Source organism: Nostoc linckia z4, from assembly GCF_002608075.1.
Lineage (GTDB): Bacteria > Cyanobacteriota > Cyanobacteriia > Cyanobacteriales > Nostocaceae > Nostoc > Nostoc linckia.
In genome coordinates this window covers 1-25,320 of record NZ_LAHA01000050.1, presented here as the reverse complement: position 1 = coordinate 25,320, position 25,320 = coordinate 1, and the positions used below count along the sequence as shown (strand labels likewise).

General features: G+C 41.0%; 26 protein-coding genes. 6 read left to right on the top strand and 20 right to left on the bottom strand.

What is annotated here, in order from left to right; translation table 11 throughout:
* The first annotated feature begins 194 nt into the window (after nucleotides 1-194).
* Nucleotides 195-1,397 (top strand): FtsB/FtsL family cell division protein, encoded by a 1,203-nt coding sequence (locus VF06_RS28815; protein ID WP_099068277.1) that lies wholly within the window; start codon nucleotides 195-197, stop codon nucleotides 1,395-1,397.
* A gap of 178 nt (nucleotides 1,398-1,575) precedes the next feature.
* Here VF06_RS28815 and VF06_RS28810 read toward each other — a convergent pair whose 3' ends face one another.
* The gene (locus VF06_RS28810; protein ID WP_099068317.1) at nucleotides 1,576-2,256 is read right to left on the bottom strand and encodes an S-layer homology domain-containing protein; all 681 of its coding nucleotides are present in this window, start codon (nucleotides 2,254-2,256) and stop codon (nucleotides 1,576-1,578) included.
* 531 nt (nucleotides 2,257-2,787) lie between these two features.
* On the opposite strand from VF06_RS28810, the gene rpiA reads away from it, so the two are divergent.
* Nucleotides 2,788-3,498, top strand: a complete 711-nt coding sequence (gene rpiA / locus VF06_RS28805) for a ribose-5-phosphate isomerase RpiA (protein ID WP_099068276.1) — start codon at nucleotides 2,788-2,790, stop codon at nucleotides 3,496-3,498.
* A gap of 395 nt (nucleotides 3,499-3,893) precedes the next feature.
* Here the strand turns inward: rpiA and bchE are convergent, their stop codons facing one another.
* On the bottom strand, nucleotides 3,894-5,498 hold the full coding sequence (gene bchE / locus VF06_RS28800; RefSeq protein ID WP_099068275.1) for a magnesium-protoporphyrin IX monomethyl ester anaerobic oxidative cyclase: 1,605 nt from the start codon (nucleotides 5,496-5,498) through the stop codon (nucleotides 3,894-3,896).
* A gap of 458 nt (nucleotides 5,499-5,956) precedes the next feature.
* On the opposite strand from bchE, the gene ureE reads away from it, so the two are divergent.
* The 3 genes from ureE to ureG all read left to right on the top strand — a co-directional run bounded on the left by ureE (nucleotide 5,957) and on the right by ureG (nucleotide 7,823).
* Nucleotides 5,957-6,403, top strand: a complete 447-nt coding sequence (gene ureE / locus VF06_RS28795) for an urease accessory protein UreE (protein ID WP_099068274.1) — start codon at nucleotides 5,957-5,959, stop codon at nucleotides 6,401-6,403.
* Nucleotides 6,378-7,070: an urease accessory protein UreF gene (locus VF06_RS28790; protein WP_099068273.1), complete on the top strand. Its 693-nt coding sequence runs from the start codon at nucleotides 6,378-6,380 to the stop codon at nucleotides 7,068-7,070. The genes ureE and VF06_RS28790 overlap by 26 nt, the downstream gene beginning before the upstream one ends.
* A gap of 150 nt (nucleotides 7,071-7,220) precedes the next feature.
* Entirely contained in the window at nucleotides 7,221-7,823 is a 603-nt protein-coding gene (ureG, locus tag VF06_RS28785; RefSeq protein ID WP_099068272.1) for an urease accessory protein UreG, read from the top strand.
* Between the two features lie 173 nt (nucleotides 7,824-7,996).
* On the opposite strand, the gene VF06_RS28780 is transcribed toward ureG, so the two are convergent.
* The 9 genes from VF06_RS28780 to kdpA all read right to left on the bottom strand — a co-directional run bounded on the left by VF06_RS28780 (nucleotide 7,997) and on the right by kdpA (nucleotide 18,926).
* Nucleotides 7,997-9,775: an iron uptake porin gene (locus tag VF06_RS28780; protein WP_099068271.1), complete on the bottom strand. Its 1,779-nt coding sequence runs from the start codon at nucleotides 9,773-9,775 to the stop codon at nucleotides 7,997-7,999.
* A 383-nt stretch (nucleotides 9,776-10,158) separates the two neighbouring features.
* Complete coding sequence (locus VF06_RS28775) at nucleotides 10,159-11,619, bottom strand: hypothetical protein (protein WP_099068270.1); 1,461 nt, start codon at nucleotides 11,617-11,619, stop codon at nucleotides 10,159-10,161.
* Between the two features lie 57 nt (nucleotides 11,620-11,676).
* Nucleotides 11,677-11,898 carry a DUF7219 family protein gene (locus VF06_RS28770; protein WP_099068269.1) on the bottom strand — a complete coding sequence of 74 codons (222 nt, stop codon included), beginning with the start codon at nucleotides 11,896-11,898 and terminating at the stop codon, nucleotides 11,677-11,679.
* 242 nt (nucleotides 11,899-12,140) lie between these two features.
* Nucleotides 12,141-12,662, bottom strand: a complete 522-nt coding sequence (locus tag VF06_RS28765; protein ID WP_244918100.1) for a pentapeptide repeat-containing protein — start codon at nucleotides 12,660-12,662, stop codon at nucleotides 12,141-12,143.
* Nucleotides 12,663-13,007: 345 nt separating this feature from the next.
* Nucleotides 13,008-13,382, bottom strand: coding sequence for a TrkA C-terminal domain-containing protein (locus VF06_RS28755; RefSeq protein ID WP_099068267.1), 375 nt, complete (start codon nucleotides 13,380-13,382; stop codon nucleotides 13,008-13,010).
* Between the two features lie 258 nt (nucleotides 13,383-13,640).
* Complete coding sequence (gene kdpC / locus VF06_RS28750; protein WP_099068266.1) at nucleotides 13,641-14,279, bottom strand: K(+)-transporting ATPase subunit C; 639 nt, start codon at nucleotides 14,277-14,279, stop codon at nucleotides 13,641-13,643.
* The gene (kdpF, locus tag VF06_RS28745) at nucleotides 14,279-14,548 is read right to left on the bottom strand and encodes a K(+)-transporting ATPase subunit F (protein WP_099068265.1); all 270 of its coding nucleotides are present in this window, start codon (nucleotides 14,546-14,548) and stop codon (nucleotides 14,279-14,281) included. The genes kdpC and kdpF overlap by 1 nt, the downstream gene beginning before the upstream one ends.
* Nucleotides 14,549-14,866: 318 nt before the next feature.
* Nucleotides 14,867-17,008, bottom strand: a complete 2,142-nt coding sequence (gene kdpB, locus VF06_RS28740; protein ID WP_180267591.1) for a potassium-transporting ATPase subunit KdpB — start codon at nucleotides 17,006-17,008, stop codon at nucleotides 14,867-14,869.
* Between the two features lie 172 nt (nucleotides 17,009-17,180).
* A complete protein-coding gene (gene kdpA, locus VF06_RS28735) occupies nucleotides 17,181-18,926 on the bottom strand; it encodes a potassium-transporting ATPase subunit KdpA (protein WP_099068264.1) in 1,746 nt (581 codons plus the stop codon).
* Between the two features lie 535 nt (nucleotides 18,927-19,461).
* Between kdpA and VF06_RS28730 the strand changes: the two genes are divergently transcribed.
* Nucleotides 19,462-20,550: a nucleotidyltransferase domain-containing protein gene (locus VF06_RS28730; protein ID WP_099068263.1), complete on the top strand. Its 1,089-nt coding sequence runs from the start codon at nucleotides 19,462-19,464 to the stop codon at nucleotides 20,548-20,550.
* A gap of 140 nt (nucleotides 20,551-20,690) precedes the next feature.
* On the opposite strand, the gene VF06_RS28725 is transcribed toward VF06_RS28730, so the two are convergent.
* From VF06_RS28725 to VF06_RS41390, 9 genes are all read right to left on the bottom strand, one after another.
* A complete protein-coding gene (locus tag VF06_RS28725) occupies nucleotides 20,691-21,848 on the bottom strand; it encodes a tyrosine-type recombinase/integrase (protein ID WP_099068262.1) in 1,158 nt (385 codons plus the stop codon).
* Nucleotides 21,845-22,408, bottom strand: a complete 564-nt coding sequence (locus tag VF06_RS28720; protein WP_099068261.1) for a 3'-5' exonuclease — start codon at nucleotides 22,406-22,408, stop codon at nucleotides 21,845-21,847. Before VF06_RS28720 ends, VF06_RS28725 begins: the two co-directional genes overlap by 4 nt.
* A 307-nt stretch (nucleotides 22,409-22,715) precedes the next feature.
* The gene (locus tag VF06_RS28715; RefSeq protein WP_099068260.1) at nucleotides 22,716-23,981 is read right to left on the bottom strand and encodes a type IV secretory system conjugative DNA transfer family protein; all 1,266 of its coding nucleotides are present in this window, start codon (nucleotides 23,979-23,981) and stop codon (nucleotides 22,716-22,718) included.
* A 2-nt stretch (nucleotides 23,982-23,983) separates the two neighbouring features.
* Complete coding sequence (locus VF06_RS28710) at nucleotides 23,984-24,208, bottom strand: hypothetical protein (protein WP_099068259.1); 225 nt, start codon at nucleotides 24,206-24,208, stop codon at nucleotides 23,984-23,986.
* Nucleotides 24,205-24,567, bottom strand: coding sequence for a hypothetical protein (locus tag VF06_RS28705; RefSeq protein ID WP_099068258.1), 363 nt, complete (start codon nucleotides 24,565-24,567; stop codon nucleotides 24,205-24,207). The genes VF06_RS28710 and VF06_RS28705 overlap by 4 nt, the downstream gene beginning before the upstream one ends.
* Entirely contained in the window at nucleotides 24,557-24,712 is a 156-nt protein-coding gene (locus VF06_RS41395) for a hypothetical protein (protein WP_180267592.1), read from the bottom strand. Before VF06_RS41395 ends, VF06_RS28705 begins: the two co-directional genes overlap by 11 nt.
* A 33-nt stretch (nucleotides 24,713-24,745) precedes the next feature.
* Complete coding sequence (locus VF06_RS28700; protein ID WP_099068257.1) at nucleotides 24,746-24,949, bottom strand: hypothetical protein; 204 nt, start codon at nucleotides 24,947-24,949, stop codon at nucleotides 24,746-24,748.
* Nucleotides 24,936-25,142: a hypothetical protein gene (locus VF06_RS28695; protein ID WP_099068256.1), complete on the bottom strand. Its 207-nt coding sequence runs from the start codon at nucleotides 25,140-25,142 to the stop codon at nucleotides 24,936-24,938. The genes VF06_RS28700 and VF06_RS28695 overlap by 14 nt, the downstream gene beginning before the upstream one ends.
* Nucleotides 25,129-25,320 (bottom strand): hypothetical protein (locus VF06_RS41390; RefSeq protein ID WP_180267946.1); only part of this gene is annotated, 192 nt, incomplete at its 5' end. The genes VF06_RS28695 and VF06_RS41390, both read right to left, overlap by 14 nt.

Here is a 25,320-nt window from a genome sequence, read left to right as displayed (position 1 = left end):
GGAAATTGAAACGTAAATTTTTGACTACTACATATCAATTGCTAATGACTAATAAGTTATTGAACAGTTACGATGAAATTAGAGCATCCACCTTCAGTTGAGATATTTGCTGACTAAAAAGGCAAAAATATCAGATAACAACGCTGCCGATCTCAATTGTTAACCATTTCTAGTAAATATCAATTACTAATCCCATGCCAAAGCGTCATTATCCTCCCGCCTACTTACGTTATCTTAGAGCTAGGTTATGGAATCTAGGGCGACCAAGCTTTTGGATAACTGCAATCTTTTTATCTGTAGTCGGGCTAGTAACTTGGGAATACTGGTCAAACCCAGATATTTTTGTTTATAAGCAAAAAAAACAAGTAGCTTCACAAAAACCTGTTGACTCCTCACTATCACAAGAAAACAAAGCTATTGCAGCGGATATTGATAATTTGCCCGTATTGTTTAATGACTTTGACGAAGCAGCTCTGCCACCAACAACAAATAACTCTCAGGAAAATACTGGAAAAAACAAGACTAAAACCCTATTAGATGAGCTAATTAATAAACAAAAATCTCTGAATGATAACAAATCAAAATCTGGTGTAATAACAGTTAATCCCGAACCACTACCAACTATTAAAAATCCATTTATTGCACAAACAGAAAATTTATTGCGTAGTGGCATAGCTGATAGAAATAACGACTTTATCGGTGTTAATTCTTCTTTCAGTGGAGTCTCGGAAGCAGAAAATCAACAAACATCTTCTGGCTTAGGAATTGAATTAACTAATCAAACTAACAAAAATCAAAATTCCGTCTCCATTAGCCCTTTACAAGCAGCACTCAACGAATCGACAAACCAGAATTTATCTGGTGTTAATGGTATGAATCCTAATCAATCAAATACTTTGGGGCGGGTATCTGATAGAGAAACAACATCGACACTACCGTTGAATAGCTTACCCAGCCAAATATCAAATACTGGATTAAACTCTGGAGCAAATTACACTCCCAGCGGTACAAACTTGCAGACAAATCCCTACAGTAATTTAAATGGTGTTCAATCACCAATAGTGCCTCCAGTCAACTCTGTTACACCATACTCTAGCCAAAATCCGAATCAAACTGTTGTTCCACCCACAAATTCCACAGGATATGGGAATTATGGCTTGCAGCAGCCGACACAAGTACCACAGCCTACCTATGGGAATTATGGCTTACAGCAGCCGACACAAGTACCACAAGTACCACAGTCCACCTATGGGAATTATGGCTTGCAGCAGCCGACGCAAGTACCACAGTCCACCTATGGAAATTATGGCTCACAGCAGCCAACGCAACGACCAAATTCCACTGCCTCATATCTCCTCGATATTCTAGAAAAACGTAGAGGTCAGAATCAAAGGTGATATTGTTGACTGTTGAGTGTTGATTGTTAGCAATCAATCAAGCTTATGAGTGATTGTGCAATTTAAAAGCCCGACTCCTGAATTCTGACTCCTGAATTCTGACTCCTGAATTCTGACTCCTGAATTCTGACTCCTGAATTCTGACTCCTGAATTCTGACTCCTGAATTCTGAATTCTGCTAAGGAGATGGTTCGCTATTGGGAATAATTGGAACCTCTGGTGTTTCGGGTTGTTGCTTTTGGCGTTGCAAATATTTACTTAAGACATAAGCTATGTCGCCACGGGTTACGGGCTGTAATGGGGAAATATTGTTTTGAGCGTCTGTATTGAGAAATCCTTCAGTAGCTACTGTGGCGATCGCTTTTCTCGCCCAAGATGGGATAGACTTTTCATCTGGATATGCAGCGAGAATTTCATTAACAACATCATCCGAAAACTGAAATACGCCATAAGCCTGAGCGAAAATCGCCAAAGCTTCTGCTTTAGTTACCTTTTGGTTAGGAAAAAATTGATTCCCTCGATAACCTTTCATAATGTCAGTTTTTAACACCGTTTGTATATCATTAAATGCCCAATAAGACCGAGGAACATCTGGAATCACTAAATTTTCTTTGTTAGCGCCTTGTCTTTTGTCTAGGCGAAATGCTTTCACCATAATCGTCGCTAATTCTGCTCTACTCAATAACCTTTCTGGATAAAAATTGCCATCAGAAAAGTTTGTCATCCATTTGGCAGCAATTACCTGTTGAATGGAATCTGATGATGTTTGAGAAGTAGTTTCTGGGACTTGAGTTTGAGCAATTGCTGGCAAGTTTTGTAGTAGCGCTACTAAAGATAAAGTAATTGAAAGGCGACGCATCATAATAACCACTTTTCGCTTTAAAAAACTACATTACTGAGATTACACATCTATTTTGGTGTTTTCAATCACCAGTAACTCAGCTAGTGACGAATTTAGAGTCATCAATGTTGCGTAGCTACCTACGCAATAGGGTTCGGGGAAAGGGGAAGGGGGAAAGGGGAAGGGGGAAAGGGGAAGGGGGAAAGGGGAAAGGGGAAGGGGGAAAGGGGCACTCTTGTGGTCAAAGGGATATATCTATATTGGGTAAAGGTTAAAGGGGAAAGGGAAAATACCAAACTTTTCCACCTTTCCTCTTACGCTTTTCCCGACTTCTCTTAAAAGTCTATCCTTTCCACCTTTCCCCTTACTCTTTTCCCAGACCATAAGGGAAATTCATACTGCTTATCCCAACCGTATTGGCTACCTACGGCAACTTGTTTTGGTCATCCAGGAACTAAGAATCAGCAAAAACTTGTTTTTTAGCTTTCATCTTTTGGTGTTGTCTGCCCACTACTATGGACTATAGTCAGTTTTTCAGGAGTTTTGGGAATGACCGCAGCAGCAGATCCCGTAAAGTTGATGAAGCAAGAAGTTGGCAAAGCCGCCGCCGCCTTAGTAAAGTCCGGTTCAATTGTGGGGTTGGGTACGGGGTCAACTACAGCATACACAATTCAGTATCTTGGCGATCGCCTCAAGTCTGGCGAACTCAAAGATATTGTTGGTATACCTACCTCCTTTCAGTCAGAAGTGCTAGCAAAGGAATATGGTGTTCCTCTCACCACCTTGGACGCTGTTGACCACATCGATATTGCCATTGATGGCGCAGATGAAGTAGACCCTCAGAAAAATTTGATTAAAGGCGGTGGTGCAGCACATACCCGCGAAAAAGTCGTAGATTACCTAGCACAACAGTTTATCGTTGTCGTAGATGCTGGTAAGTTAGTAGACAACTTGGGTTCTAGTTTTGCCGTACCGGTGGAAGTGATTCCAATGGCAATTACTCCTGTCACCAATGCCATTAAAAAACTCGGTGGTAAACCAGAACTCCGTATGGGCGTTAAAAAAGCCGGCCCAGTCATCACAGACCAAGGGAATTTTGTTTTAGATGTCAGATTTGACTCTATTGAAGACCCAGTCAATTTAGAAAAAACGTTGAATAATATTCCCGGTGTTTTGGAAAATGGAATCTTTGTTAACTGCGTCGATTTAGTTTTAGTTGGTGAAGTCAAAGATGGTCAGCCAGTGGTGCGACAACTGTAGGAGGACTTCCAAGTAAAAAATATTTCATAGAAGATTGTTGAGTGTTGAGTGTTGACTGTTAACTGTGAACCGTCAACAGTCAACGCTTTAACTCAATACACTTCACTTCAAGGCTAATTGTACAAAATTGTGGGTTTTACCAGACGCGATAAATCGCCGTCTCTACAAGTGTTTTCAATACGGTTCGGATAAGCAGTATGAACTTCCCTTATGGTCTGGGAAAAGGTTAAGGGATAAGGCGTAAAGGATAGACTTTTAAGAGAAGTCGGGAAAAGCGTAAGCAAAAAGGCGGAAAAGTTCCGTATTTTCCCTTTCCCCTTTCACCTTTCCCCTTTCCCCTTTCCCCTTTCCCCAAACCCTATTGCAAGCGTTTTGGTCTTATTTAAACTGTATGGCTACTTTTTGGAAACTTGTTCTTCCTCAACAAATTCTGGCAGTTCATTAGGTGCGCCGCAGGCGGAAATATTGCCTGTGAAATTGACATCTGCCATCAGTTCTGGGTGTTCTTGCTGGCGCTTGGTGATTTGTTCGCGGGTGAGAATCTTTGATTCATCAAAACCAAGTTCGACTTCGGTGTGTAGACCCTTGTATTTAATTCGCTTGAGGTTGTAAAAACGTTTGTCGAGAGTGGTTTTTACAAAAGCTTTCAAGCAACCTAAAAGATACTTGCGTTTAAAGGGATCTTTGACAAACCAATATTCAATGGTTTTCCTCAAGTAAAAACGGGCATAGTTTCGCAGTACTCCTTTGAGGACATCCTCCCGTTCCATTGCGTCTGGTTTCATGATTGGTGTCACAAAGTTATATTGAGAATAATCGCGAATTTCTACGCGATCGCCTAAATCTTCAAATAACTCGGAAAATGGCCAAGGTGTAAACATATTCCAATTGGCCATGTCTGTTTTCCAATCCAAAGCCATTTGATAAGTTTGCTCAATTGTTTCTGGGGTTTCATTTTCTAAACCCATGATAAATTGAGCTTCAGCAACCATACCATTTTCTTTTAACAGTTGAATCGCCCGCTTGTTTTGTTCGATAGTCGTTTCTTTGCGGAATAAATTCAACTTTAGTTGTGCTGCTGCTTCTGTACCCAAGGAAACATGAACTAATCCGGCTTTGCGGTAAAGAGGTAATTCTTTTTCATCCCGCAATATATCTGTTACCCGTGTATTAATTCCCCAGTAAACACCCAAGTTGCGTTCGATTAATTCATTACAAAGGTCGATAAATTTCGGTTTGTTAATGGTTGGTTCTTCATCAGCAAGAATGAAAAAACCAACTTTGTGTTTTTTCACCAAAATTTCAATTTCATCGACAAATTTCTTGGGACTTCCAGAACGATATTTGCGCCAGAATTTCCACTGGGAACAAAAACGACAAGTGAATGGACATCCTCTCGCATAGTTGGGAACCGCTACCCGCACGTTAAGAGGAGTGTAGATATATTTTTTCCAATCTAACAAGTCCCAGTCTGGAGTCAGGGTATCTAAATCAGCAATTGGCGGATGGGCTGGTGTAGCGATGACTTGCCCATCTTCTAGGAAAGCAATGCCTAAAATATTGCGGCGATCGCTCTCTACAGTACCATTAGCGATCGCTTTAATCAAATTAACTGTAATCTCTTCTCCTTCTCCCCGAATAATATAATCAACCCAAGGAGCTTCATGGAGAACTTCATTATACATATAGGTAGGATGAACCCCACCCATAATTGTCTTAGCTTGGGGGCAAACTTCTTTAACTATCTTCAGAGTTTTTTCTGATTGGTAAATCATTGGTGTAATTGCTGTCGCCAACACCACATCCGGCTGATGCTTAGCAATCATTTTTGCTAAAACATCATCAGGAATATAATCGGTCATGGCATCAAAAAAGCAAATATCACTAAAGCCAGCTGTCTTCAGTGCCCCACCAACATAAGGAACCCAACTTGGTGGCCAATTTCCAGCGATTTCCGCACCACCGGAATGATAATTGGGTTGAATCATCAAAATCCGCATAATCTACCTCATAATTCTTACCAGAGGACTCAAAAATTGAAAATATCTCGCTTGTAACACCTTTGCTTCGATAAAATTCCAAAGCGAGAAAGATTTATGGATAAATATTTGCTCGTTGATGTGACACAAAATAAATATGCAAAAACTTACCAATTAAATTGCTGGTAAAAACTTGTCATTTTGCAATATTTATTTCTAAAATCACTATTTATTTCATTCCATAACTATAAAGCAATTTGCTTTTATTGGTCAATAAATTTTTTCAAAATTTAATGTTCAGATACTAATAATACCTAATACCAAAAAATTACTTATTCTATCTGTAAGACTGTGTAATTAACAGCAGGGATACAAGGGAGACAAGGGAGAATAAATCCTGATTTACCAGTCATCAGTCATCACTCACCATAAAACAGGTAAGATAATGATTCGATGGTTTTAAAACAGGCGAAACTCTGATGCTGACATTTACCCAAATCAAGCCAGCCAATTATGATACAGCAGTCAGTTTGACTCTGGCGCTAACAGCAGAAGAACGTACCCGCAGTCGTCATCGTTTTGAAACCGAAGATGGGAAGGTTGTATTTTTACATTTACCGAGAGGAACTGTTTTACACGATGGTGATATTGTCCAGGATGAAGCTAGTAATAATTTAATGAGAATTACTGCTAAACCAGAACTAGTGATGACTGCCTTTGCTGAAACACCGCTTTTATTACTCAGGGCTGCATATCATTTAGGAAATCGCCACGTACCTGTAGAAATTACTCCGACTTATTTACGTTTGTGTTCAGATGCAGTTTTACGCACAATGTTAGAACAACTGGGATTAGAAGTTAAAGAAGAAATTTTACCGTTTCAGCCAGAATTAGGAGCTTATGGACAACACCATCACGCTCACTGATAGTTGTTTTTTGAATATTTTACAATTAGCTAGCCCTGCTTTGCCTGTGGGAGCATATAGCTATTCTGAAGGCTTGGAAACATTGATAGAAAATGGTACGATCGCCAACCAGGCACATCTCCAACATTGGCTAACAGCACAATTAACTTATGGGGCAATTAGGCTAGAGGCGGCGATAATGGCGCGAGCTGAGAAATCTGCAAAAATAGGTGATATTGAATCTTTATCCTCTTGGAATCTGTGGTTATCAGCCGCCAGAGAAACAGAAGAATTACGCACCTCAAGTTGGCAAATGGGGCGATCGCTCATCCAATTACTTGGTAAACTAGAACCTGAAGTTTTATCCATAACAAATTCTGTAGGTAATCCTTGCAATTATGCCATCGCTTTTGGCATTGCCCTTGCCCACTGGCAGATTAACATCAAAGTCGGATTATTAGCATATCTGCACAGTTGGCTAAGTAATTTGATTACAGCTGGCGTAAAACTGATTCCATTGGGGCAAACAGCAGGACAGCAGTTATTACTAGAACTGCAACCATTAATTAGTAATGTGGCATCAGAAATCCTAGCCTTAGAAGACGAACAACTAGGCTGTTGGAGTTGGAGTTTATCTCTAGCGAGTATGCAGCATCAAACGCAGTATACAAGGTTGTTTAGGAGTTAGGAGTTGAGAGTTAGGAGTTAGGAGTTAGGAGTTAGGAGTTAGGAGTTATTATTCTCCTTTTACCCCATGCCCAATGCCCAATGCCCAATGCCCCATGCCCAATGCCCAATGCCCCATGCCCAATGCCCAATGACCAATGACTAATGACTAATGACTAAAAACGCATTTAGAGTAGGTGTTGCAGGCCCGGTTGGTTCCGGGAAGACGGCTTTGGTAGATGCTTTGTGCAAGGGGTTGCGCGAGCAGTATCAGATTGCAGTGGTGACGAATGATATTTATACTCAAGAAGATGCTCAATTTTTAGTGCGTTCTCAGGCTTTAGCAAGCGATCGCATTTTAGGTGTAGAAACTGGAGGTTGTCCCCACACTGCCATTCGTGAAGATGCTTCTATGAATTTAGCAGCAATTGAACAATTAGAGGAACGTTTTACCGATTTGGATTTAGTCTTTTTAGAAAGTGGTGGTGATAATTTGGCTGCTACCTTCAGTCCAGAATTAGTGGATTTAACAATCTACGTCATTGATGTTGCTGCTGGTGATAAAATTCCCCGCAAAGGTGGCCCCGGCATTACTAAATCTGATTTATTGGTGATTAACAAAACTGACCTTGCACCTCACGTCGGCGCAGATTTAAGTGTCATGGAACGAGATGCTAAAAAAATGCGCGGCGATAAACCTTTTATTTTTACTAATTTGAAAACTCAGTCAGGACTTGCAGATGTGATTAACTTTGTCTGCATAAATATTTGTTAGAAGGTATTGAGGTGAGGAGAAGGGGTAGACAAGGGAGATGGGGAGATGGGGAGATGGGGAGATGAGTTTTTCCCCTCTGCACCATGCCCAATGCCCCATACCCAATGCCCAATAAAAAATTAAGTCACCAAAGTTAACTTCTTTGGTGACTCAATTAATGTTTGACTAAACCTTTAGAAGGTGAAAGTGGTTCTTAGAGTACCAATAATCGCATCGTCGTTAGCGCTGTTTTGACCAGGAGAGGTCAACCAAATCACCCCAGGAGTGATTGAGATATTATCTGAGACGCGATATTTATAGAAGCCTTCAAAGTGATAGGGTACGTCATTACCAACAAAGCCGGGTCGGTTACGGGCATAAGGTTCTGCACCGGCAAAAATGCCCAATACGTTACCTTTTTTACCAAAGTCAGGCAAGGCTACTCCAAGACCGTAACTCCAAGCTTCATAATCATCACCTGCACCAAAGCCTGTGACATCGTGGTAAGAAATGAAGCCACTAACTGACAGTTTGTCACTGGGTCTAAAGGCTGCGGATATACCGTAAGAATTACTGGAAGATCCGTTTAAGGCTGTTAGGGTGTTAGCTTGACCAGTACCTACAACGCGGTTGGTGCTGCCTAAACCGCCACCTAAATCGAATAAATTGCCGCCTCCGGCACCATGATAACCGTGAACGTAGGTAGCAGCGATCGCTATGCTATCGCCAACACTAAAGTTCAACTGTCCCAAAGCCGCATAGTTACCCTCGAACAAACCTTGGCTTACTCCAGGATTATTAGCATTTGACGCTAAATAACCTATAGTCAGCGAACTTGGTCTGAAAATGCTACCACCTTTACCAAATGGTAAAGTCAATGCCGCACCTGCGCCACCACCGATGCGATAAATGGGACTTTCAGAAGCAAAGCTAGACAACGCACCATTACCACCGTCATAATCCTCAAAGTAAGGGTTATTAGTGGCAACGTAATCGCTGTGAATACCGCCGGTGGCAGCAACGTAAAGTTGAGCTGGGCCGATGGGTACGTAGTACGACAACCAGTCTATAACTACGCTATTGTTACCAGTGCTACCGATTTGAAATGTTTGTGTGCCTTCAGCAGTATCGATGAGGCCGCCACCATTATCTATTTGGTTAAAGGCTATTGCGTTACCAGCTGCAAGACGAGTGTGCAGTACGTCTTTACCGGTAAAGCTGGATTGTAAGTCTAAACGTACCCTGTCTTGGAAGACAGTGTTATTAGCATCGCCAGTGTTACCGCCAAATATATCGGTAACAGCAAAAATAGCTTCACCCACTAATTTGGTGGTGGTGGAAAACTGATTTGCTTCCAGTTCCGCAGTCCGCGCTTCTAAAGCATCTACTCGACCGCGCAGAGTTGCTAGTTCTGCGGAAAATTCTTCTTGCAAACGCTGGAGAGTCGCTAAATCCTGTTTTGTCACCAAGTCAGCAGTTGCTGTGGCAATCAGTTCATTAACTCTGTCTAAACAAGCATTCAAACCTGCGGCAAACTCATAGCGTGTCAAAGCCCGGTTGCCACGGTAAGTGCTATTCGGGTATCCAGCAATACAACCGTAGCGCTCAACCAGGGATTGCAAAGCTTGGAATGCCCAATCAGTCGGCTGTACGTCGGAAAACTGAGAAACTGATGTGACTTGAGAGAGAGAATTCTGGTTTTTACCTTCGTTGCTGTAGCGGTTAACTTGTTCTAAGACTTTATTGTCATCAGTCTTAGCTTGGGCAACCACAAATTTTTCAGCAGTTGGTTGCTGTATTTGCAGCGATAATGAGGCACTAATAGCTTCTGGTGCTTCTGTCTGAACAGCTTTTGCCTTTGCATCTTCAGAAAAGCTTGCTACCTCAGCAGCTATAGCCCTAGCGGAAACCAACACCGTCACTCCTAAAACTACTGGACTTACTACCAGAGTTTTCCACAATAAATGAGACATTTTTTATTTTCCTTTCCCAAAAAAGACCCAAAATCAGTGGGTTCAAGAAAAAGAGAATAAGCAATTATTCTACTTGGTAGAAATCTTATCAGATTGTAGTCACATCAGCTATGTCTTACAGAAGATTTACGGATGAAGAATCGTAAAGTTTTGTAGATCGCTGCATTGGCAAGTGCAAAAAATAAACAACAGCATGTGGTGGTTGATTGTTGACGGTTTACGGTTGACGGTTGACTGTTAACCGTTAACGGCAAAAAATAGTATCTTTTCTAACCTAAAAATTCCATTTAATACTTAGTAGACATAAATCAGAATCTACTATGATTGACCTGTGATTCATCGTATTCTCGTAAATTCTGACCTATAAATTCACTAAAAAATCTTTAGGCTGGTATTTCGCTAGATTTTGAGCCATTTCTAGACTTTAGCTTCTTATTTTTGACTTTAATTTGCGGTAGTTCTTTTTTATCTTTATAAAAGTAACAAATTTCCACGAGAGTCGGCCAGATTTCTAAAGAGCCATGAAATTGACTAATCACATCGTCGATGATTCTGGAGACATTTTGCTGAAAAAAGTCAGGTTCAAAGCCATAAAATACTCTTGATAAATTTGCTGCAAACAACTCAAGAGACTGTTTGCGGTCTTCATTTTGAGCAGATGCGGAAGCTTTGAGTACTTGAGTGTGGATGGCAGAAATTTTTTGCAATATTTCTTCAGAGTCTTCTAAGGTAACCTCGCCAGAGTAATCAAACTTGATTCCCAAGTCATCAAGATGATAAACACTATTTTTAATCTTCTTTTTCAGCAAACTACATATTTCTTCATTAAAAAGTTCGCTAGCTAGGGGATTACGCATGTAATTATTTCTAATATGGTTTTGAACAGCATCAACATGTGCAGCCACAATACCTTCTTGCTGTATCCAAAGTCTGTAAATATAATCTTCAAATCTCAGGCGAGTTGGGAAAAATGGCGGTAAACCTAGCTGATTGTCATATCCAGCGACCCCACAATCCATTCTCCAGTTTTTGTTAGTAATCACAGGTCTAAAATTAGTGAGAATATAAAAATCATTTAGGTCATTTGGACTAATTTGGTTTTCATCATTGAGATACAGGTGAACGAAATCAAGTGTATCAATATCGTTAGTTCCGGTACGAAAAGTTTGGGCAATTTTGACGATGGCATTATTTAATACTCTGCCTGATTGTAATAAAAGACTGTTTTCTCGAAAGTAACCTTTGGTAGTATTAGTTTCTAAATTCATCGCTGTATCAACAATTAATTCTCCAGCTTCAAAATTTTTGGGGACATGGCTGGCTTTTTGACCGAGAACATCACCAAAAGCTGTGAGTAAATCAAAAGATTTATGCACAAAACCATCTTGTTGACTAGATTTAATTAGTTTACCTCGACAAATTTCATCCCCTGTTAAAGATTCTGGACTAGTTTCAATCAATGCATCTGGTCGCATATCGTCATCTGCACTGACCATTAAATGTCCAAGGGTATACATGAGGGTAAAGTTACGATTACCGCCATAGCTGGGTCGAAATAAATTTTTCACCAGGGATTCTAGTTTACGATCGCGCAATCTTTCATTTAAAAATGTAATAAATTGTTCTTTCTGATATGGCCCTACATAAAATACATCATTAACTGTTTTAGTTTGCTCTAAAAGCGGATAATATTTCTCGTGATTGGCAATGGTAGAATCATCAAAAACTATAATTTTTAAAGCATGACCATTTATCCAAAAATTTTCATCATACTTTTCGATAGTTTCTGCCACATCTCTCAATCGATGGGTGGGAATCACAAATATCGTTTCTTTTTGTCTCATAAATTTGTTTGGTTTCCTAAATCAATCAAAATTTAACAAAGGGTGAATTGCACAACTTTATTTACTAGCTTTCAACTGTTGCCAAAGTAGCTCGATTTTCCTCAAAGCTTCTTCGGGAGATAGTTTGCCATTAGTTTCTAAACTGCTGATGTAGCCAACTTTTTGAGCGAATTCCTGCAAATTGGCATTAAATATGAGATTGTTTGGTGTAATTACACCGTAGTAGCGACTATAAGGGTAGAGAAAGTTTTTTTTAGCTTCATAATTAAGTTGTGTCACGTTGCTTTGCTCCTAATTGAAAATTAATCATCCTGATAATTTTAGGGACTATAGCAATCCCAAATAATTTGTGAAATATTAGGTGTTAGAATTGTTGACTGTCAACGGTTAACAGTCAACAGTCAACACCGACATTATTCACAACTGAAATGTGATTGCTATGGTATTTTTTTGTGTATGTTATTACTTGGTATTCCATAAATGTAGTTTGTGATTGTTTAATCAAGCCATAATATCAATCATCAAGTTTTGCTGGTTTCATAGCAGTGATTCGTTCTAATTCCATTGGGCATGACTGTTTTGCAGAGAATCACAGAATTACGATTTTGGATATCGTTATTTTTGGAAGTTTGACTAAGATTGGCATAACTAAGATTGGCATTTCTAAAATCAGTGCCTTGGAGATTGGAATGTTGTAGATTTGCTTGTTGTAAATTGGCATTAGTTAATAATGAATTTTTGAGGTTTGCTCCAGTTAAATCGGCTCCTTGGAGGTTCACTTCCCGGAGGTCTGCCCATTCTAAATTTGCATACCGGAGATTAGCGTTTTTTAACTTAGCTCCCTGAAGATTTGCCGATCGCAAATCAATTCCTTGTAAATTAGCTTTTGAAAAATTAACTCTTGATAAATTACAACCAAAACAATTTCTTGTTTCTTGGAGGTGTTGAATAATATGTCGTCTCAACAAATCATTGCCTTGATTAATTAAGGATGGAGCTAAGATAAACATCAACGGAATCAATGGTCGTACAATAAGATTCATAAATTAAAATTGCAGCTAAATAAAATCATTCATCGAGATTTGCGATCGCAGCAATTCCACGCTTCTTTAGTCAGAGCAATAGAAGGATGCACTGCACACTTGAGATCAGAATTTTTGTGAAAATAATGACAGTTTATACAGGGATGTTGCTGTACGGTTTTGATGCTGACTATTTCATCTTTATTTTTTGGAAAATCTTCTAAAGATTTGCAAAAACATGAAACAATATAAACAACAATCCCCCAAGCAATTATGAAGGAAATGTGGGCTAAAAATACTGCGACAAAGGGAATATCTCCATCCCGTGATTTGGTGTCATAATGTGTCGTTGCAATCAGTTTAACTTCAATCAGGGTAGACTGATGAAGATTCTTTTGGAAGAATAAATTCTGCATCATCTGAATTGAAAAATTGTTTGTCTGTTGGTCGAGCTTCCAATAAGCAATTGTTTAAAGAATAATAAAGAGAATGGATTTTTTTAAGAGTGACTTTCAGAGCGGGAACCATCATTGGATGAATTGCGATCGCTAAAATATAATCTCCTGCATAAATAATCGGATTATCACTGACTGAAATCACTTTACTGTTTCTTAAAATTCCCAAAAATGCACATTTTTCTGGTAACTCAATTTCAGTTAAACAAATGCCGCAGTAAATACTATTTGCTTGGATTAAAACACCAAATAAACTTGGTTCTAAAGCTTTTTTGTTAGTTAACACAAAACTTGTTATTGAACTCTAATAACATTGTCCAACAAGTTAGAGAAAAATTTGATTGATCGATGATATATTTTGCATTATGAGAAAATATAAATTGATATATCTATTAAATAATTAAAAAGCATATACTTAGAGATATAGTTTTAAAATCCAAGATTCATATTATTCATAATTGCCAACAAAAAACTCCCCAAATTTTTCTAAAATTCGGAGAGCTAAAGCCTGAACCAATAAAATTTTTAGGCAATTTTCATGATATTATCCCTTGAGTTTATCTAAAGCTAAATTCAACTTCAAAACATTAACTCCAGGCTCACCAAAAATACCGAGAAAGCGCCCATCGGTGTTTTCAGCAATTAAAGTTTCCAGTTGGTTTGGCTCAATTTTTCGCGCTTTGGCGACTCGTGGAATTTGGGCTTTGGCGGCTTTTGGGGTGATGTGGGGGTCAAGGCTGGAACCAGAGGTGTAGACAAGATCCGCAGTTGGCTCTACTCCTGCTGTTTTTAGACGATTAAAATCACCTTCAACTTTTTTACTGGGGTCTGGGTCATCTTTTCCTTTGATGCGTTCTAATAATGCGGGGTTACTGGGAGCTAAGTTACTAGCACCGGAAACTCCAGTTTGCAAAATTCCCGCATCATCTTTTTTGGGGTTGGCAGTACTGTAGCTAGTGGTGCTGGGACGACTGTTAAAATAGCGATCGCTACTAAAAGGTTGACCAATCAACGCAGAACCGACAACTTCACCTGTACTATTTGTCAGTAGGCTACCATTTGCTTGAAAGGGAAACGCAATTTGCCCAATGGCAATCATCAAAAAAGGATAAATAATTGCTCCTATTACCCACAGTACCAAGGTAGAACGAATAGCCCTGCTAGCTTCACGTGCAAAACTCATTAAAATTTCTCCGGTACAAACATCACAAAAAATAAATAAATAGAAAGTCCCACCGTCACCACTCCTAGCAGTCCCACTCCCCAAGCTTGACTCTTGGAAAGTTGTTCGCTTGTGGCCGCATAAACCACAGGTGCAACCACTAAGTTGAAGCACATTGCTAGAAATAAATACAATGGCAGTTTTTGTCTTTGCCATTGATACCAAATTTCAGCTATTACTTCCGACACTTTGAATATGGGAATAATGTGTTGGATATGAACGAATTTCATAAGTGAATTCAGGATTTTTCAAGAAATAAATTATCAAACAGAATTCAGGAGTCAGGAGTCAGAATTCAGAATGAATTAGGACTTACGCAAGAACTCTCTCAAACTCTTATAACTTCGTGCCCTTTGCACGGCAGTTGCTTCAAGTCGGGGAACCCGCCCAACGCACTGCCTCGTCTTTGCGGTTAGTTTATTCATACTTTTGCGTAAGTCCTATGAATTTCATAGGAGTGGCGGATGAATAATTTGATTCTTTCCCCCTTCCCCTTTACCCTTTTCCCAGTCCGAACTCAGCAAAGTTGAGTTGCCAGAGTACTAGTCTTAAGACAAGGGCAAGATGATATCTATAATTTTGATAGCAATAAAGGGAGCAATAATACCTCCCACACCATAAATTAAAATGTTGCGGCGTAGTAATTGGTCTGCTGAAAGAGGCAAGAATTTTACTCCTTTAAGTGCTAAGGGAATTAGTGCCGGAATAATTAAGGCGTTGTAAATTAATGCTGAGATAATGGCAGATTGAGCGCTCTTGAGTGCCATGATATTAAGTGCGCCAATTCCCGCCGCCGCAAAGATAGTGGGAATAATAGCAAAATATTTGGCAATATCATTGGCAATGGAGAAGGTTGTTAATGCTCCACGGGTAATGAGTAGCTGTTTACCAATAGTTACTAAGTCAATTAATTTGGTGGGGTCTGAGTCTAAGTCCACCATGTTAGCAGCTTCTTTGGCAGCTTGTGTCCCAGAGTTCATAGCCAAACCCACATTTGCTTGAGCTAAGGCGGGCGCATCGTTTGTACCATCCCCAGTCATTGCCACCAGTTTACCCTGGGATTGCTCCGAGCGAATCACTTCAATTTTGTCTTCTGGAGTTGCTTCCGCAATGAAATCATCTACTCCAGCTTCCTGAGCAATTACTGAAGCGGTAATTCGATTATCACCCGTGAGCATAATGGTGCGAACACCCATACGGCGGAGTTGGTCGAATCTTTCTCGCAAACCAGGCTTGACAATATCTTTGAGGTAAATTACACCATAAATTTTTTCATCTTGGCAAACAGCTAAAGGTGTACCCCCCAAGCGGGAAACTCGCTCATAAGCTGCATCGATATCATCAGGGACATAACCGCCACGAGAACGCACAAATCCCTTAATGGCATCCACCGCACCCTTGCGGACTTGTTTACCATCGGGTAAATTTGTCCCACTCATGCGGGTTTTGGCGGAAAACTCCACACCTTCAGCTTTTTCGAGATTAAAATCCACCGCAACCTGGGACTTTTCTGCTAATGTCACAATTGACTTGCCCTCCGGCGTCTCATCAAATAAGCTAGCAGCTAAAGCAACTCGCGCTACATCTGCGATGGAATGATTATCTAAAGGAATAAACTCATCAGCCATACGGTTACCCAAGGTGATGGTTCCTGTTTTATCTAGCACCAAAGTATTAATGTCACCGCAAGCTTCCACCGCTCGCCCAGAGGTAGCAATCACATTAAATTGGGCAACTCTGTCCATACCAGCAATACCGATGGCACTCAGTAAACCACCAATAGTTGTGGGAATTAAAGCTACCAGTAACGATATTAAAATCGCCACGCTAGCACCGGCACGTAAACTATTTCCCGCCTCCACACTAAATACAGTGCTGATAAAATTGGCAATGTAATTCACAAAGGGCGGCATAGTGGCCACCACAATTAAGAACACCTGTGTCAGCACCGCTAGCAATACCGTCAAGGCTATTTCATTGGGAGTTTTGGTGCGTTTTGCTCCTTCCACCAAAGAAATCATGCGGTCAATAAAGCCTTGACCGGGATCGGCGGTAATCTTAATGGTCAATTCATCAGAAAGTAAGCGCGTACCTCCCGTCACTGAACTGGCAATATCCGTACCTGGTTGCTTCAACACAGGGGCAGATTCCCCAGTAATTGCAGACTCATCCACCGAACCAATGCCTTTTATGACTTCACCATCAGCAGGAATGAGATTATTAGCAATTACCTTTACCAAATCACCCCGTCGCAGTTGGGTAGAATTGACTTTTTCAATGGAACCATCAGGAAGAATCTTATTAGCAATGGTATCCGATCGCGTCGTTCTCAGAGAATCAGCTTGAGCTTTACCCCGTCCTTCAGCCACAGCTTCTGCAAAGTTGGCAAAAAGCAGCGTGAAAAACAAAATAAAAGTAATCAACCCATTTAATAAACGTTGTTGGTTGACATTTGCCTCAATTGTGCCAAACAAATTTGGGTTTAGGGTGACTAAAAAGGTAACAACTGTCCCCACCCAAACAACAAACATAACTGGATTTTTCACAGTAATTCGCGGATCGAGCTTGACAAATGACTCGCGAATTGCTCTTTTGTAAATTCCCCGCATATCTGCCTTGGGAGTGTGCTTACGGGAATCACGAGTTCCTGAAGGAACACGGGGCGATGGAGAATTAGTAGTAATTGGCATATACAATTTTGGATTTTGGATTTGAGATTTTGGATTTGAGATTTGAGATTTTGGATTATGGAAGAATTACTAAATAAGCTTTTTGACGATCCGTTTATCGCAATCATTTTTCAAATTAATTAGTAATATCAGAACAATCTGACTAATCCAAAATCCAAAATCTAAAATTTCCTCACCCAATACCTTTTCCGATAAAAAACGCTTCACCGATGGGCCCTAATGCTAGTACTGGGAAGAATGTAAGTGCGCCGAGAATTAAAATCACACCTGCGGTAACGCCTGTAAATAATCCGGTATCGGTTCGCAATGTTCCTCTGGTGTAGGGAACGGCTTGTTTGCGAGACATGCTATCTGCTAAAAACAGTAAACCGAGTATGGGAATATAGCGCCCCGCTAGTAAACTAAAGCAGGTACTCAAGTTCCACCACAAGGCGGTTAAAGTAGGCTGTGTACCTGTGGCTATTGCTAATGGCGAAGGTTGGGAATCACCTAAACCTTCAAACCCAGAACCGTTGTTAGCAGCAGCTGAAGCGTATTCATAAATAACTTGACTCAAGCCGTGGAAGCCGGGATTGCTAATTCCTGATAATTGTTCGGGAAATGCCAAGGCGATACCAGCAGGAATCATAATGGCGATGGGGTGAACTAGCAAAATCAAGAAACTAGCCAGTACAACTTCCCGCTTTTCGATTTTGCGTCCGAGAAATTCTGGTGTGCGTCCCACCATTAATCCTGTGGCGAATACAGCCAAAATCAAGTAAGCAAATAAGTAAGCGGTTCCTGTACCCTGTCCACCCCAGATAATTTGCAGGAACATGTTGGAAAGGGTAATAAAACCGCCGTTGGGCATGAAGGAATCGTGTAAACTGTTGACTGCACCGCACATAGTACCAGTGGTACTGACTGCAAACAACACAGACTGTGCCCAACCAAACCTGACTTCTTTACCTTCTAAATTCGGTTGTTGACTTGAAAGCACAGCATTCACAGCCGGGTTACCGTTGTATTCACCAATGGCTGTAACGATAATAAATACTATATAAATAACACCCACCATGCCATACACTAACCAAGCTTGCTTTGTGTTGTTAGCAAACAAGCCATAGGTGTAGATTAAGGAAGTGGGAATGGAAAGCATGGCGACAATTTCAATTAAGTTAGAAAATCCGTTGGGATTTTCAAAGGGGTGTGCTGAGTTGATGGCGAAAAAGCCGCCGCCGTTCTCACCTAATTGCTTGATAATTTCAAAATGGGCAACAGGGCCGCGAGCGATCGCCTGACTAATGTTAGGATCTTCCAAAGTAGGCAATACCACCACACCACCCAATGTTTCCGGCACACCAGCCGCCATTAAAACAATCCCGCCGACAATACAAATAGGCAACAAAATTCGCGTCATCGAGCGAATTAAATCTACATAAAAGTTGCCCAAGGGTTTACCAGTTAGTCCGCGAATAAAAGCTATTCCCACCGCCAAACCAGTACCTGCTGAGGTAAACATGTGATACCCAAGCCCCCAGATTTGGCTGGCATAACTCATGTAAGTTTCACCAGAATAATGCTGCTGGTTAGTGTTAGTAATAAAGGAAATAGTAGTGTGCAGCGCTGTATCCCAAGTCGGAGCATTTATCTTAGTTGGATTTAATGGTAGCCATCCTTGATTCATAATAATCAAGAAAATCAGCAACCCCATTGCCACATTGCTATACAAGATTGCTCGTCCATACTGCCAACCAGTCATATTTTCTTTAGCTTTCACCCCAACCAAAGAATAAAGCACTTTCTCAACCGGATCTAAAACCCGGTCGAGAAAAGTACTTTGTTCTTGATATACACGCGCCATATAGCGCCCAAAAAATGGAGTAATCACTACTACAATCAGTAGCGTTAAGATAATTTGAATCCATCCTTCTAGCATTGGAATAATCTAACTCCAGTATGAGTTCTTTTGAGATGATTATTAGATTATTTTTTCTGAATAGCGAATTTAATTCTTACTCGATTGATATTTATTTTCTAAGTCAATCATGAAACTTTTTGTTAAGAAGCACAAGGTATAAATTAATATTTAAACTTAGATATATCAGTGATATAGTTTTACAGAAATATAAACTTGTAGAGTGTTTATTCTCATCTATATCTGCAAATATATAAACCTTAAATCATCCATCAAAAGTTAGATTTGCAATTTACCCCACATTGCAAGCAGCGTCATGCACAGATAATTAATTGATATAGCCGGACAACAAAGACAAAGATAAAACTTCTAACTCCTAACTTTTCATTAATTCATACCAAATTCTTTGCGTACCTCTGCGCGTACCTCTGCGCTCCTCTGCGTTTAAACTCCAACCCTCAAATAAGCTCTAAAACCCCAATTTTCGCCAGATTACAAGACATTCTGATTTAGTGGACTAAAATAGCACAATCATCGTAATTAAAACTCCGTAGACATGAAAAGAATAGAAATTGAACAAAGAACTATTTTAGTTGGTTTAGCAGGTAGCCACGGCTATGGTTTAAATCGTCCCGATTCGGACTTTGATTATCGCGGAGTGTTTATCGCATCCAAAAAGTACTATTTGGGATTCGATCGCATAGAACAAAAAGATGCTGGTTGGGACGAACCAGGTATATTTTCATTTCTAGATAACAACAAAGATACAGTTATATATGAGCTAAGAAAAATCCTCCAGTTATTATCTGGAGCCAACCCCAATGTTTTAGAATTACTTTGGTTAAATAACTATCCTTTTCTCACTCCTGTAGGACAACATTTAATTAACCACAAACAATTATTTTTGAGTAAAAAAGTCAAGCATACCTACACTGGTTACGCCTTCGCCCAAATCAAAAAAATGGAAACTCATCGCAAGTGGTTATTAAAACCGCCGCAAAAAAAGCCATTACCATCTGACTTTGGCATAGAAGAAGAAACAGCACTAAGCAAAGACGAACTAAATGCATTTTTAGAATATCTTTATAACTTAATTAGAGGCAGAATTGAATTTTTGGAAGAAGCCGAACAATTATATAAATTACTAACAGCAGATATTGATTTTAAAGGAGTATTAAAACAATATACCTTACCAGACGAAACTTTAGAATATACCCAAAACTTAACTAATAGCCGTAAAGACTTTATCCGCCTGCTTCAGAAAAGTCAAAGTTATCAAACAGCCCTCAGAGAATGGAAAGCTTACTTATCTTGGCAGGAAAACCGAAATCCCGCTAGAGCAGAAATGGAAAGCAAATCTGGTTTTGACCTCAAACATGGGATGCACTGCATTAGATTATTACGCAGTGGACTAGAAATATTGCGTCAAGGAAAAGTGATTGTAGATAGGAGAATAGCTGGCGATGCTGATGATTTAAAAGCCATTCTCAAAGGTGAATATTCTTACGAACAAGTGATGAAAATGGCAGAAGATTTAGTTGCCGAAATGGAAATAGTTTACGAACAATCCACCCTACCTCATAAACCAAATGTAGAACAAATTAATGAATTGTGTATGGAATTAGTGGAAATGCAAGGGTGGTAATAGCAGTCCCTGTCCTGGGTGCTTTGAAAGATTTTTGAGTAGCAAAAAAGTAGCAAAAATATGCCAAAAGCGACTAAATTTTACTTGTGTTGAAGCAAGTAGAATTTAGTCGCTCTATTTTTAATTCAGGTACAAAATCATCAAAAATCAGGGCATTCGCCCTTGGTAGCTTCTGGGTGAACGTAATAACGAAGTACCGTGTTTATATCATCCCCGATCAAATACGCTACTCTGTCAGGCGAAATTCCCACCGCAACCGCCCAAGTTGCAAAGGTATGTCGGGTGGCGTAAGGATTCAAATACGGAACTTTTTTATTATCATTATTTGACAAGCTCCTCACTACCCCAATCTGGTTTTTTCCATCTCGATTCCAAGCATGGCTTAACGCTGAACTGGTCATCGCATGTCCTCTTTTGGTCAAGAAAAGGAGGGAATCACTTGAATCTGTTTTCATGGACAGCAATAAATTTTGAAGTTTAGATCCAGGACTGCACTGAAAGACTCTGCTTTTACCGTTTTTTGTGCCTTTCTCTATTCCTAAAAGATTTTTTGATCTAGAAATATTGATCCGCAAGCAATCTTCAGAAACATCTTTCCAATTAAGGGCGAATGCTTCACCATGTCTACAACCAGTCCAAAAGAGGAACTTTAAAAGATTACTGTAATGACAAAATCGGTCATCAGACTCAAAAGCTTCGATGATTATATCTCGCTGTTCAATTGTAAAAGCTAGGCAATCATCAGTGTTATTCTTTGCTTTCTTGATTTTGAGTTTCTCAAATGGGTTAGCTTTGATGATTTCTTCATCCAGTGCCCAACGACAACATTGATCGAATCGCAGTAAATATTTTGAAGCCATAAACTGACTTGTGTTCTGCATTAGCCAATTCCTGATTTTTGGGGCATCTGAAAGTGAGCGTGATGGGAGACGCTCGATAGTGTTCCTTACCACTCTGTAGGTAGAGTAGATTGTAGTTACTTCTATTTGTTTGGATTGAAATGCTGTAAACATCTCCCACAACTTCCCTAAGTCGCCCTCACTTTCTGGGGGAAGAATTGAGGGAGCAGCGATCGCGCTAGCCCGAAATTGGTAGCTGTACAATGTATTGTCAAAGCGTCCTAGTGTAATGTCATTGGCGATTGCATCTCGTTTTATTCTGACAATTTCGCGGTTACGTTTAGTATCTTTTAGTCCACTGCTAACATAAAACTGTTTAGGAAAACCGCGAACACGAAAGCGAATTGATAGCTTATTAGTTCGCGGATCTACGTTCATCCATTTATCGTCGTCCGTCATTCTGCTGCCATTTTTTCGATTACTTTTAAAGTCGCCTCGCAATCACCTAATGCGGAATGATTGCCCCCAGGTAAAGGTTGCCATTTGTAATCACAGTGGTAAGAATTCCACTCTCCTACCCATTGGGAATACCACAGCATGGCGCAGTGGATAGAGCCGCCGTTTGTAAAGATGCGGCACTGGCGTCGATCGCTTGTTGGAAATGCTAGTTGAATTCCGTGCGCTCTCATAGAGTTTTTGATAGCTCGTAAGTCAAAATCAGCATTGTAAATAATTAAATCCCTGGTTCCTATTCGTTTCATCAACTGCAAGAAAGCCTGATCGAATGTTGGGGCATCATCTACAGCATCATTTGTTATTCCGTGTATTTCAATCGCTTCCTCTGAAATCGGTATGGTTGGTTTAACAAGTGTTTGCCACCCTGGTCTTTCTGGCGTGATAATAGCTATTTGGCATATTTCCGCCTGCTTTAAATCTGTTGTTTCTGTGTCTAAAATACACCAGTTATTTTCGGTCAAAATATTTCTAGCCCAGTTAACGGCAAGATGCTTGTCTTTCATGATTGAACCCTGTGTTAGTTTTTAATTGATATGTGTCGCGATCGCCCTCCTCTAAATAGCGCGATCGCGTTTCCAAAAAATTTTGCCTACATTGCCAAAATCCTTATTTTTCAAGGGTTTTAGGCGTCTACAGCCGAGATTTTTGTGCTGAAAAATTGTAGACGCTGTAGACGGTCTGCTAATGAGGTGGTGACGGGGTGAAAGTCGTCTCTAGTAAAACTGGCAGTATTGGAGACTTGCTAACAAAATCGACCACAAGGCAGTAATGACAAGGTGTAGACAAACTGTAGACAAACTGTAGACAATACTACGACCACCTCCAGCCGAGTCGATCGCCATTTCCCTCCACTTCCCCCAAACCCCTGTCAGCCATAGAAGCGAAGATGATTCGCACTTCATCTGGCTGCATACCATCAAATAACCGTGTACCGCGGCTGAGCATACCAGCTTTTAAAATCTCTCCAGGGTGCCGCTGACCCCAGTTAACGATAAATTGCTCGTACTCATTAAGGTCTTTTGCGGGCGATCTCTCCTCATCACCTTCCCGGCTGGAGGTTTGGGGAAGTGCGTTGGCAAAGCCCGCCGCAGGCATCGCGCTTTGTCCCCAGTTGCTCAAATCGAGTTCACAAGGGCAATCATCGACCATAAACCGCTTTTTCCCTCCGGCTTTCAACCATTGCTCTAGTTGAGGGTCTTTGAGTTTAGTCCTGGCGTGGTCGCGTCCGAACTGTCCCAAACGCACCAGCACAAAGCAGCTGTAGAGCGTGTCTTTATCGCCTTGCAGCCCAAAGTTCTCGGCAGTGTCATTTTGGGCAATGGCGAGAATGAACTGCTTATAACGTCGTCCCCGCTTGGCGTGTTTCTTCAACCAAGGGGAAGCGTTGCCGCATTCGTCAACCAGAATTGGGAATTCCTCGGCAATCAGAAAGCGTTCCCGCCCAGCGATCGCGTTGTCTCCCCCTTCACCCCGAAGCTGAACTAGGTCTTCTAGGTTCTCTAAGTCTTTGCCCATAGCAGTGTCTATGGCTCTGAAGTTGCCTTTGCGCCCGATGACATCGTTTTGATCCAGCCATGACCAATCGTCTGGTTTGGCATCGCTGTCATAAACAACAACTCGACCACCAATTTTGGAGGAGAGAAACTGAGTAAGGGTTGATTTACCGTCCCCAGTACCACCAATCAAGGCAACGTGTTTCTGTTTCTTTTGGATGTATTCGACCGGTTCGGTAATCATATTTTCTGGTTGCCAATTGGCATCAAAAGTGCCCACTGTCAGGGCTAACTGTGACGTGGGTTGGGTTTGAGATTTAATCCAAACTTGATAATTTAGCCGGGATGCTTGCTCGATGTCGCCTAGTGATTCTTGCAGCAGTTTGGCAGTTTGGCGATGTCTGCGACCGACTTCTAAAGTAGCGACAGATGCCCCTAGAATCAACGGTTTGTTAGCCTTTTGACTAGTTCCAAAGAACAATAATCCACAACTGACAACCAAGCCACCCCAAAACGACCACTTGGCGCGAGTGTATATTTGCAATTGCTGGTGGAGTTGGGAAGGGTGTAAATCCGTGGTCATTTTTATCCCCCAAAACCCAGTCTTTGAATATTTGCTACTAACATATCTAAAGGGTTTTTGACTTCTCGAAATTCCTCTACTTGCACCGGACTGGTATCAATGCCGTTTTCCCGTAACTGTTCTTGTACTAGGTTGGCTGCCTCATCTGCATCTAATTTCTCAGATGAATCAATTAAGGTAGTACCTTGTCCTTCGTTATCCCAGTACTTAATTTTGTAGGTTTTCATAACCCTAGCAACACTCCTACAGCAATCAATCCAACGCGCAATAGCAAAAAATCTTTGACCTCTGGTATCGCTTGGTGTATGTAAAACACCATAATTCCTGACACTGCTAACACTCCCCATACTCCCAGCCGGACAAATCCGGGCAAAGGCAGCGTAACCCAGCAGCTACTTAATAAAGCGGGAATCGCCACCGTGGAAGTAAGCTCATAAGCTAAGTCGGGAATATTATCGGGCAGCGCGATCGCGTTTATCCACCCCTTCTTAAATTCCTCCAGTTTGTTGGACTGGGGAGGAGGGAGTGGGGAGTAGCCGCGATCGCTCGGCACTTCAACTACAATTTTTGGCTGTTCATCTGCCATTGCTGTTGACCTCACAGTTAATGCGAACAATATCTACTGTTGCTTTCAAACACAAGGCCACTAAGGGCATGAGCAATAAAAGGATGATCAACGCTCCCATCGCTTCCCCCAAAGCAGATGTTAATTTTGATGGTTCTTTGTTCATAGGTTTAGCCCCCGTGGTTTGGGGGCTTGTTGGTTAGTCGAGTAAGCCGTCAAGTATGGCGTTGAAGTTGTAAACAGAGTTGTCTGGCACTGGTTCGGGCATCGGCTCTAGGCTGGCGGCGATGCCTTGTTTGATTTCGGCTTCGCAGGCGGCTAGATGTAAGTCGTAGTCGAGTTCTTGGGCGGCGAGTTCTGCCTGGGACTGATACCAGTCGGGAGGAATGCTACTGCTGGGCATCGCTTTCCTCTTGCAGATATTCAAGGATGTCGTTTACCGCTTGCTGGTCTTCGGCAGTTCTGCCAAAGTTGTCCTTTGCGCCATCATCTCTGCCAATAACTTGTGACGCTGCCTCAGCCTTTTCCGGGGGCGCACCACGTTCGACGAGTGCCTCAAAGGAAGCAGCGTATAAGTTCCAGTTAAACTTGCTCATCGTTGACCTTCTTTTCTGTCTGACAGATTTCATAGTTCAGGTCAACCATCGCTTGGTAGGCATCCCCGACTGATGCATTCGATTCGTAGCCTTTTTTCTCTATCTCTTCGTACTCAGGATGCTGGTTAATTTCAGCAATTAACGATGCAACCTCAACTACTAATTCGGAAAGCGGTTT

Coding starts and splice junctions, on each gene's coding strand:
- VF06_RS28810 (WP_099068317.1), bottom strand. CDS start 2,256: ATGCGTCGCCTTTCAATTACTTTATCTTTAGTAGCGCTACTACAAAAC.
- kdpC (WP_099068266.1), bottom strand. CDS start 14,279: ATGAGTTTTGCACGTGAAGCTAGCAGGGCTATTCGTTCTACCTTGGTA.
- VF06_RS28790 (WP_099068273.1), top strand. CDS start 6,378: ATGGACAACACCATCACGCTCACTGATAGTTGTTTTTTGAATATTTTA.
- VF06_RS28705 (WP_099068258.1), bottom strand. CDS start 24,567: ATGGCAGATGAACAGCCAAAAATTGTAGTTGAAGTGCCGAGCGATCGC.
- kdpA (WP_099068264.1), bottom strand. CDS start 18,926: ATGCTAGAAGGATGGATTCAAATTATCTTAACGCTACTGATTGTAGTA.
- VF06_RS28765 (WP_244918100.1), bottom strand. CDS start 12,662: ATGAATCTTATTGTACGACCATTGATTCCGTTGATGTTTATCTTAGCT.
- VF06_RS28815 (WP_099068277.1), top strand. CDS start 195: ATGCCAAAGCGTCATTATCCTCCCGCCTACTTACGTTATCTTAGAGCT.
- VF06_RS28715 (WP_099068260.1), bottom strand. CDS start 23,981: ATGACCACGGATTTACACCCTTCCCAACTCCACCAGCAATTGCAAATA.
- VF06_RS28730 (WP_099068263.1), top strand. CDS start 19,462: ATGAAAAGAATAGAAATTGAACAAAGAACTATTTTAGTTGGTTTAGCA.
- VF06_RS41395 (WP_180267592.1), bottom strand. CDS start 24,712: ATGAACAAAGAACCATCAAAATTAACATCTGCTTTGGGGGAAGCGATG.
- ureG (WP_099068272.1), top strand. CDS start 7,221: ATGACTAAAAACGCATTTAGAGTAGGTGTTGCAGGCCCGGTTGGTTCC.
- VF06_RS28780 (WP_099068271.1), bottom strand. CDS start 9,775: ATGTCTCATTTATTGTGGAAAACTCTGGTAGTAAGTCCAGTAGTTTTA.
- VF06_RS28710 (WP_099068259.1), bottom strand. CDS start 24,208: ATGAAAACCTACAAAATTAAGTACTGGGATAACGAAGGACAAGGTACT.
- kdpF (WP_099068265.1), bottom strand. CDS start 14,548: ATGAAATTCGTTCATATCCAACACATTATTCCCATATTCAAAGTGTCG.
- VF06_RS28720 (WP_099068261.1), bottom strand. CDS start 22,408: ATGAAAGACAAGCATCTTGCCGTTAACTGGGCTAGAAATATTTTGACC.
- rpiA (WP_099068276.1), top strand. CDS start 2,788: ATGACCGCAGCAGCAGATCCCGTAAAGTTGATGAAGCAAGAAGTTGGC.
- ureE (WP_099068274.1), top strand. CDS start 5,957: ATGCTGACATTTACCCAAATCAAGCCAGCCAATTATGATACAGCAGTC.
- bchE (WP_099068275.1), bottom strand. CDS start 5,498: ATGCGGATTTTGATGATTCAACCCAATTATCATTCCGGTGGTGCGGAA.
- VF06_RS28725 (WP_099068262.1), bottom strand. CDS start 21,848: ATGACGGACGACGATAAATGGATGAACGTAGATCCGCGAACTAATAAG.
- kdpB (WP_180267591.1), bottom strand. CDS start 17,008: ATGCCAATTACTACTAATTCTCCATCGCCCCGTGTTCCTTCAGGAACT.
- VF06_RS28700 (WP_099068257.1), bottom strand. CDS start 24,949: ATGCCCAGCAGTAGCATTCCTCCCGACTGGTATCAGTCCCAGGCAGAA.
- VF06_RS28695 (WP_099068256.1), bottom strand. CDS start 25,142: ATGAGCAAGTTTAACTGGAACTTATACGCTGCTTCCTTTGAGGCACTC.
- VF06_RS28775 (WP_099068270.1), bottom strand. CDS start 11,619: ATGAGACAAAAAGAAACGATATTTGTGATTCCCACCCATCGATTGAGA.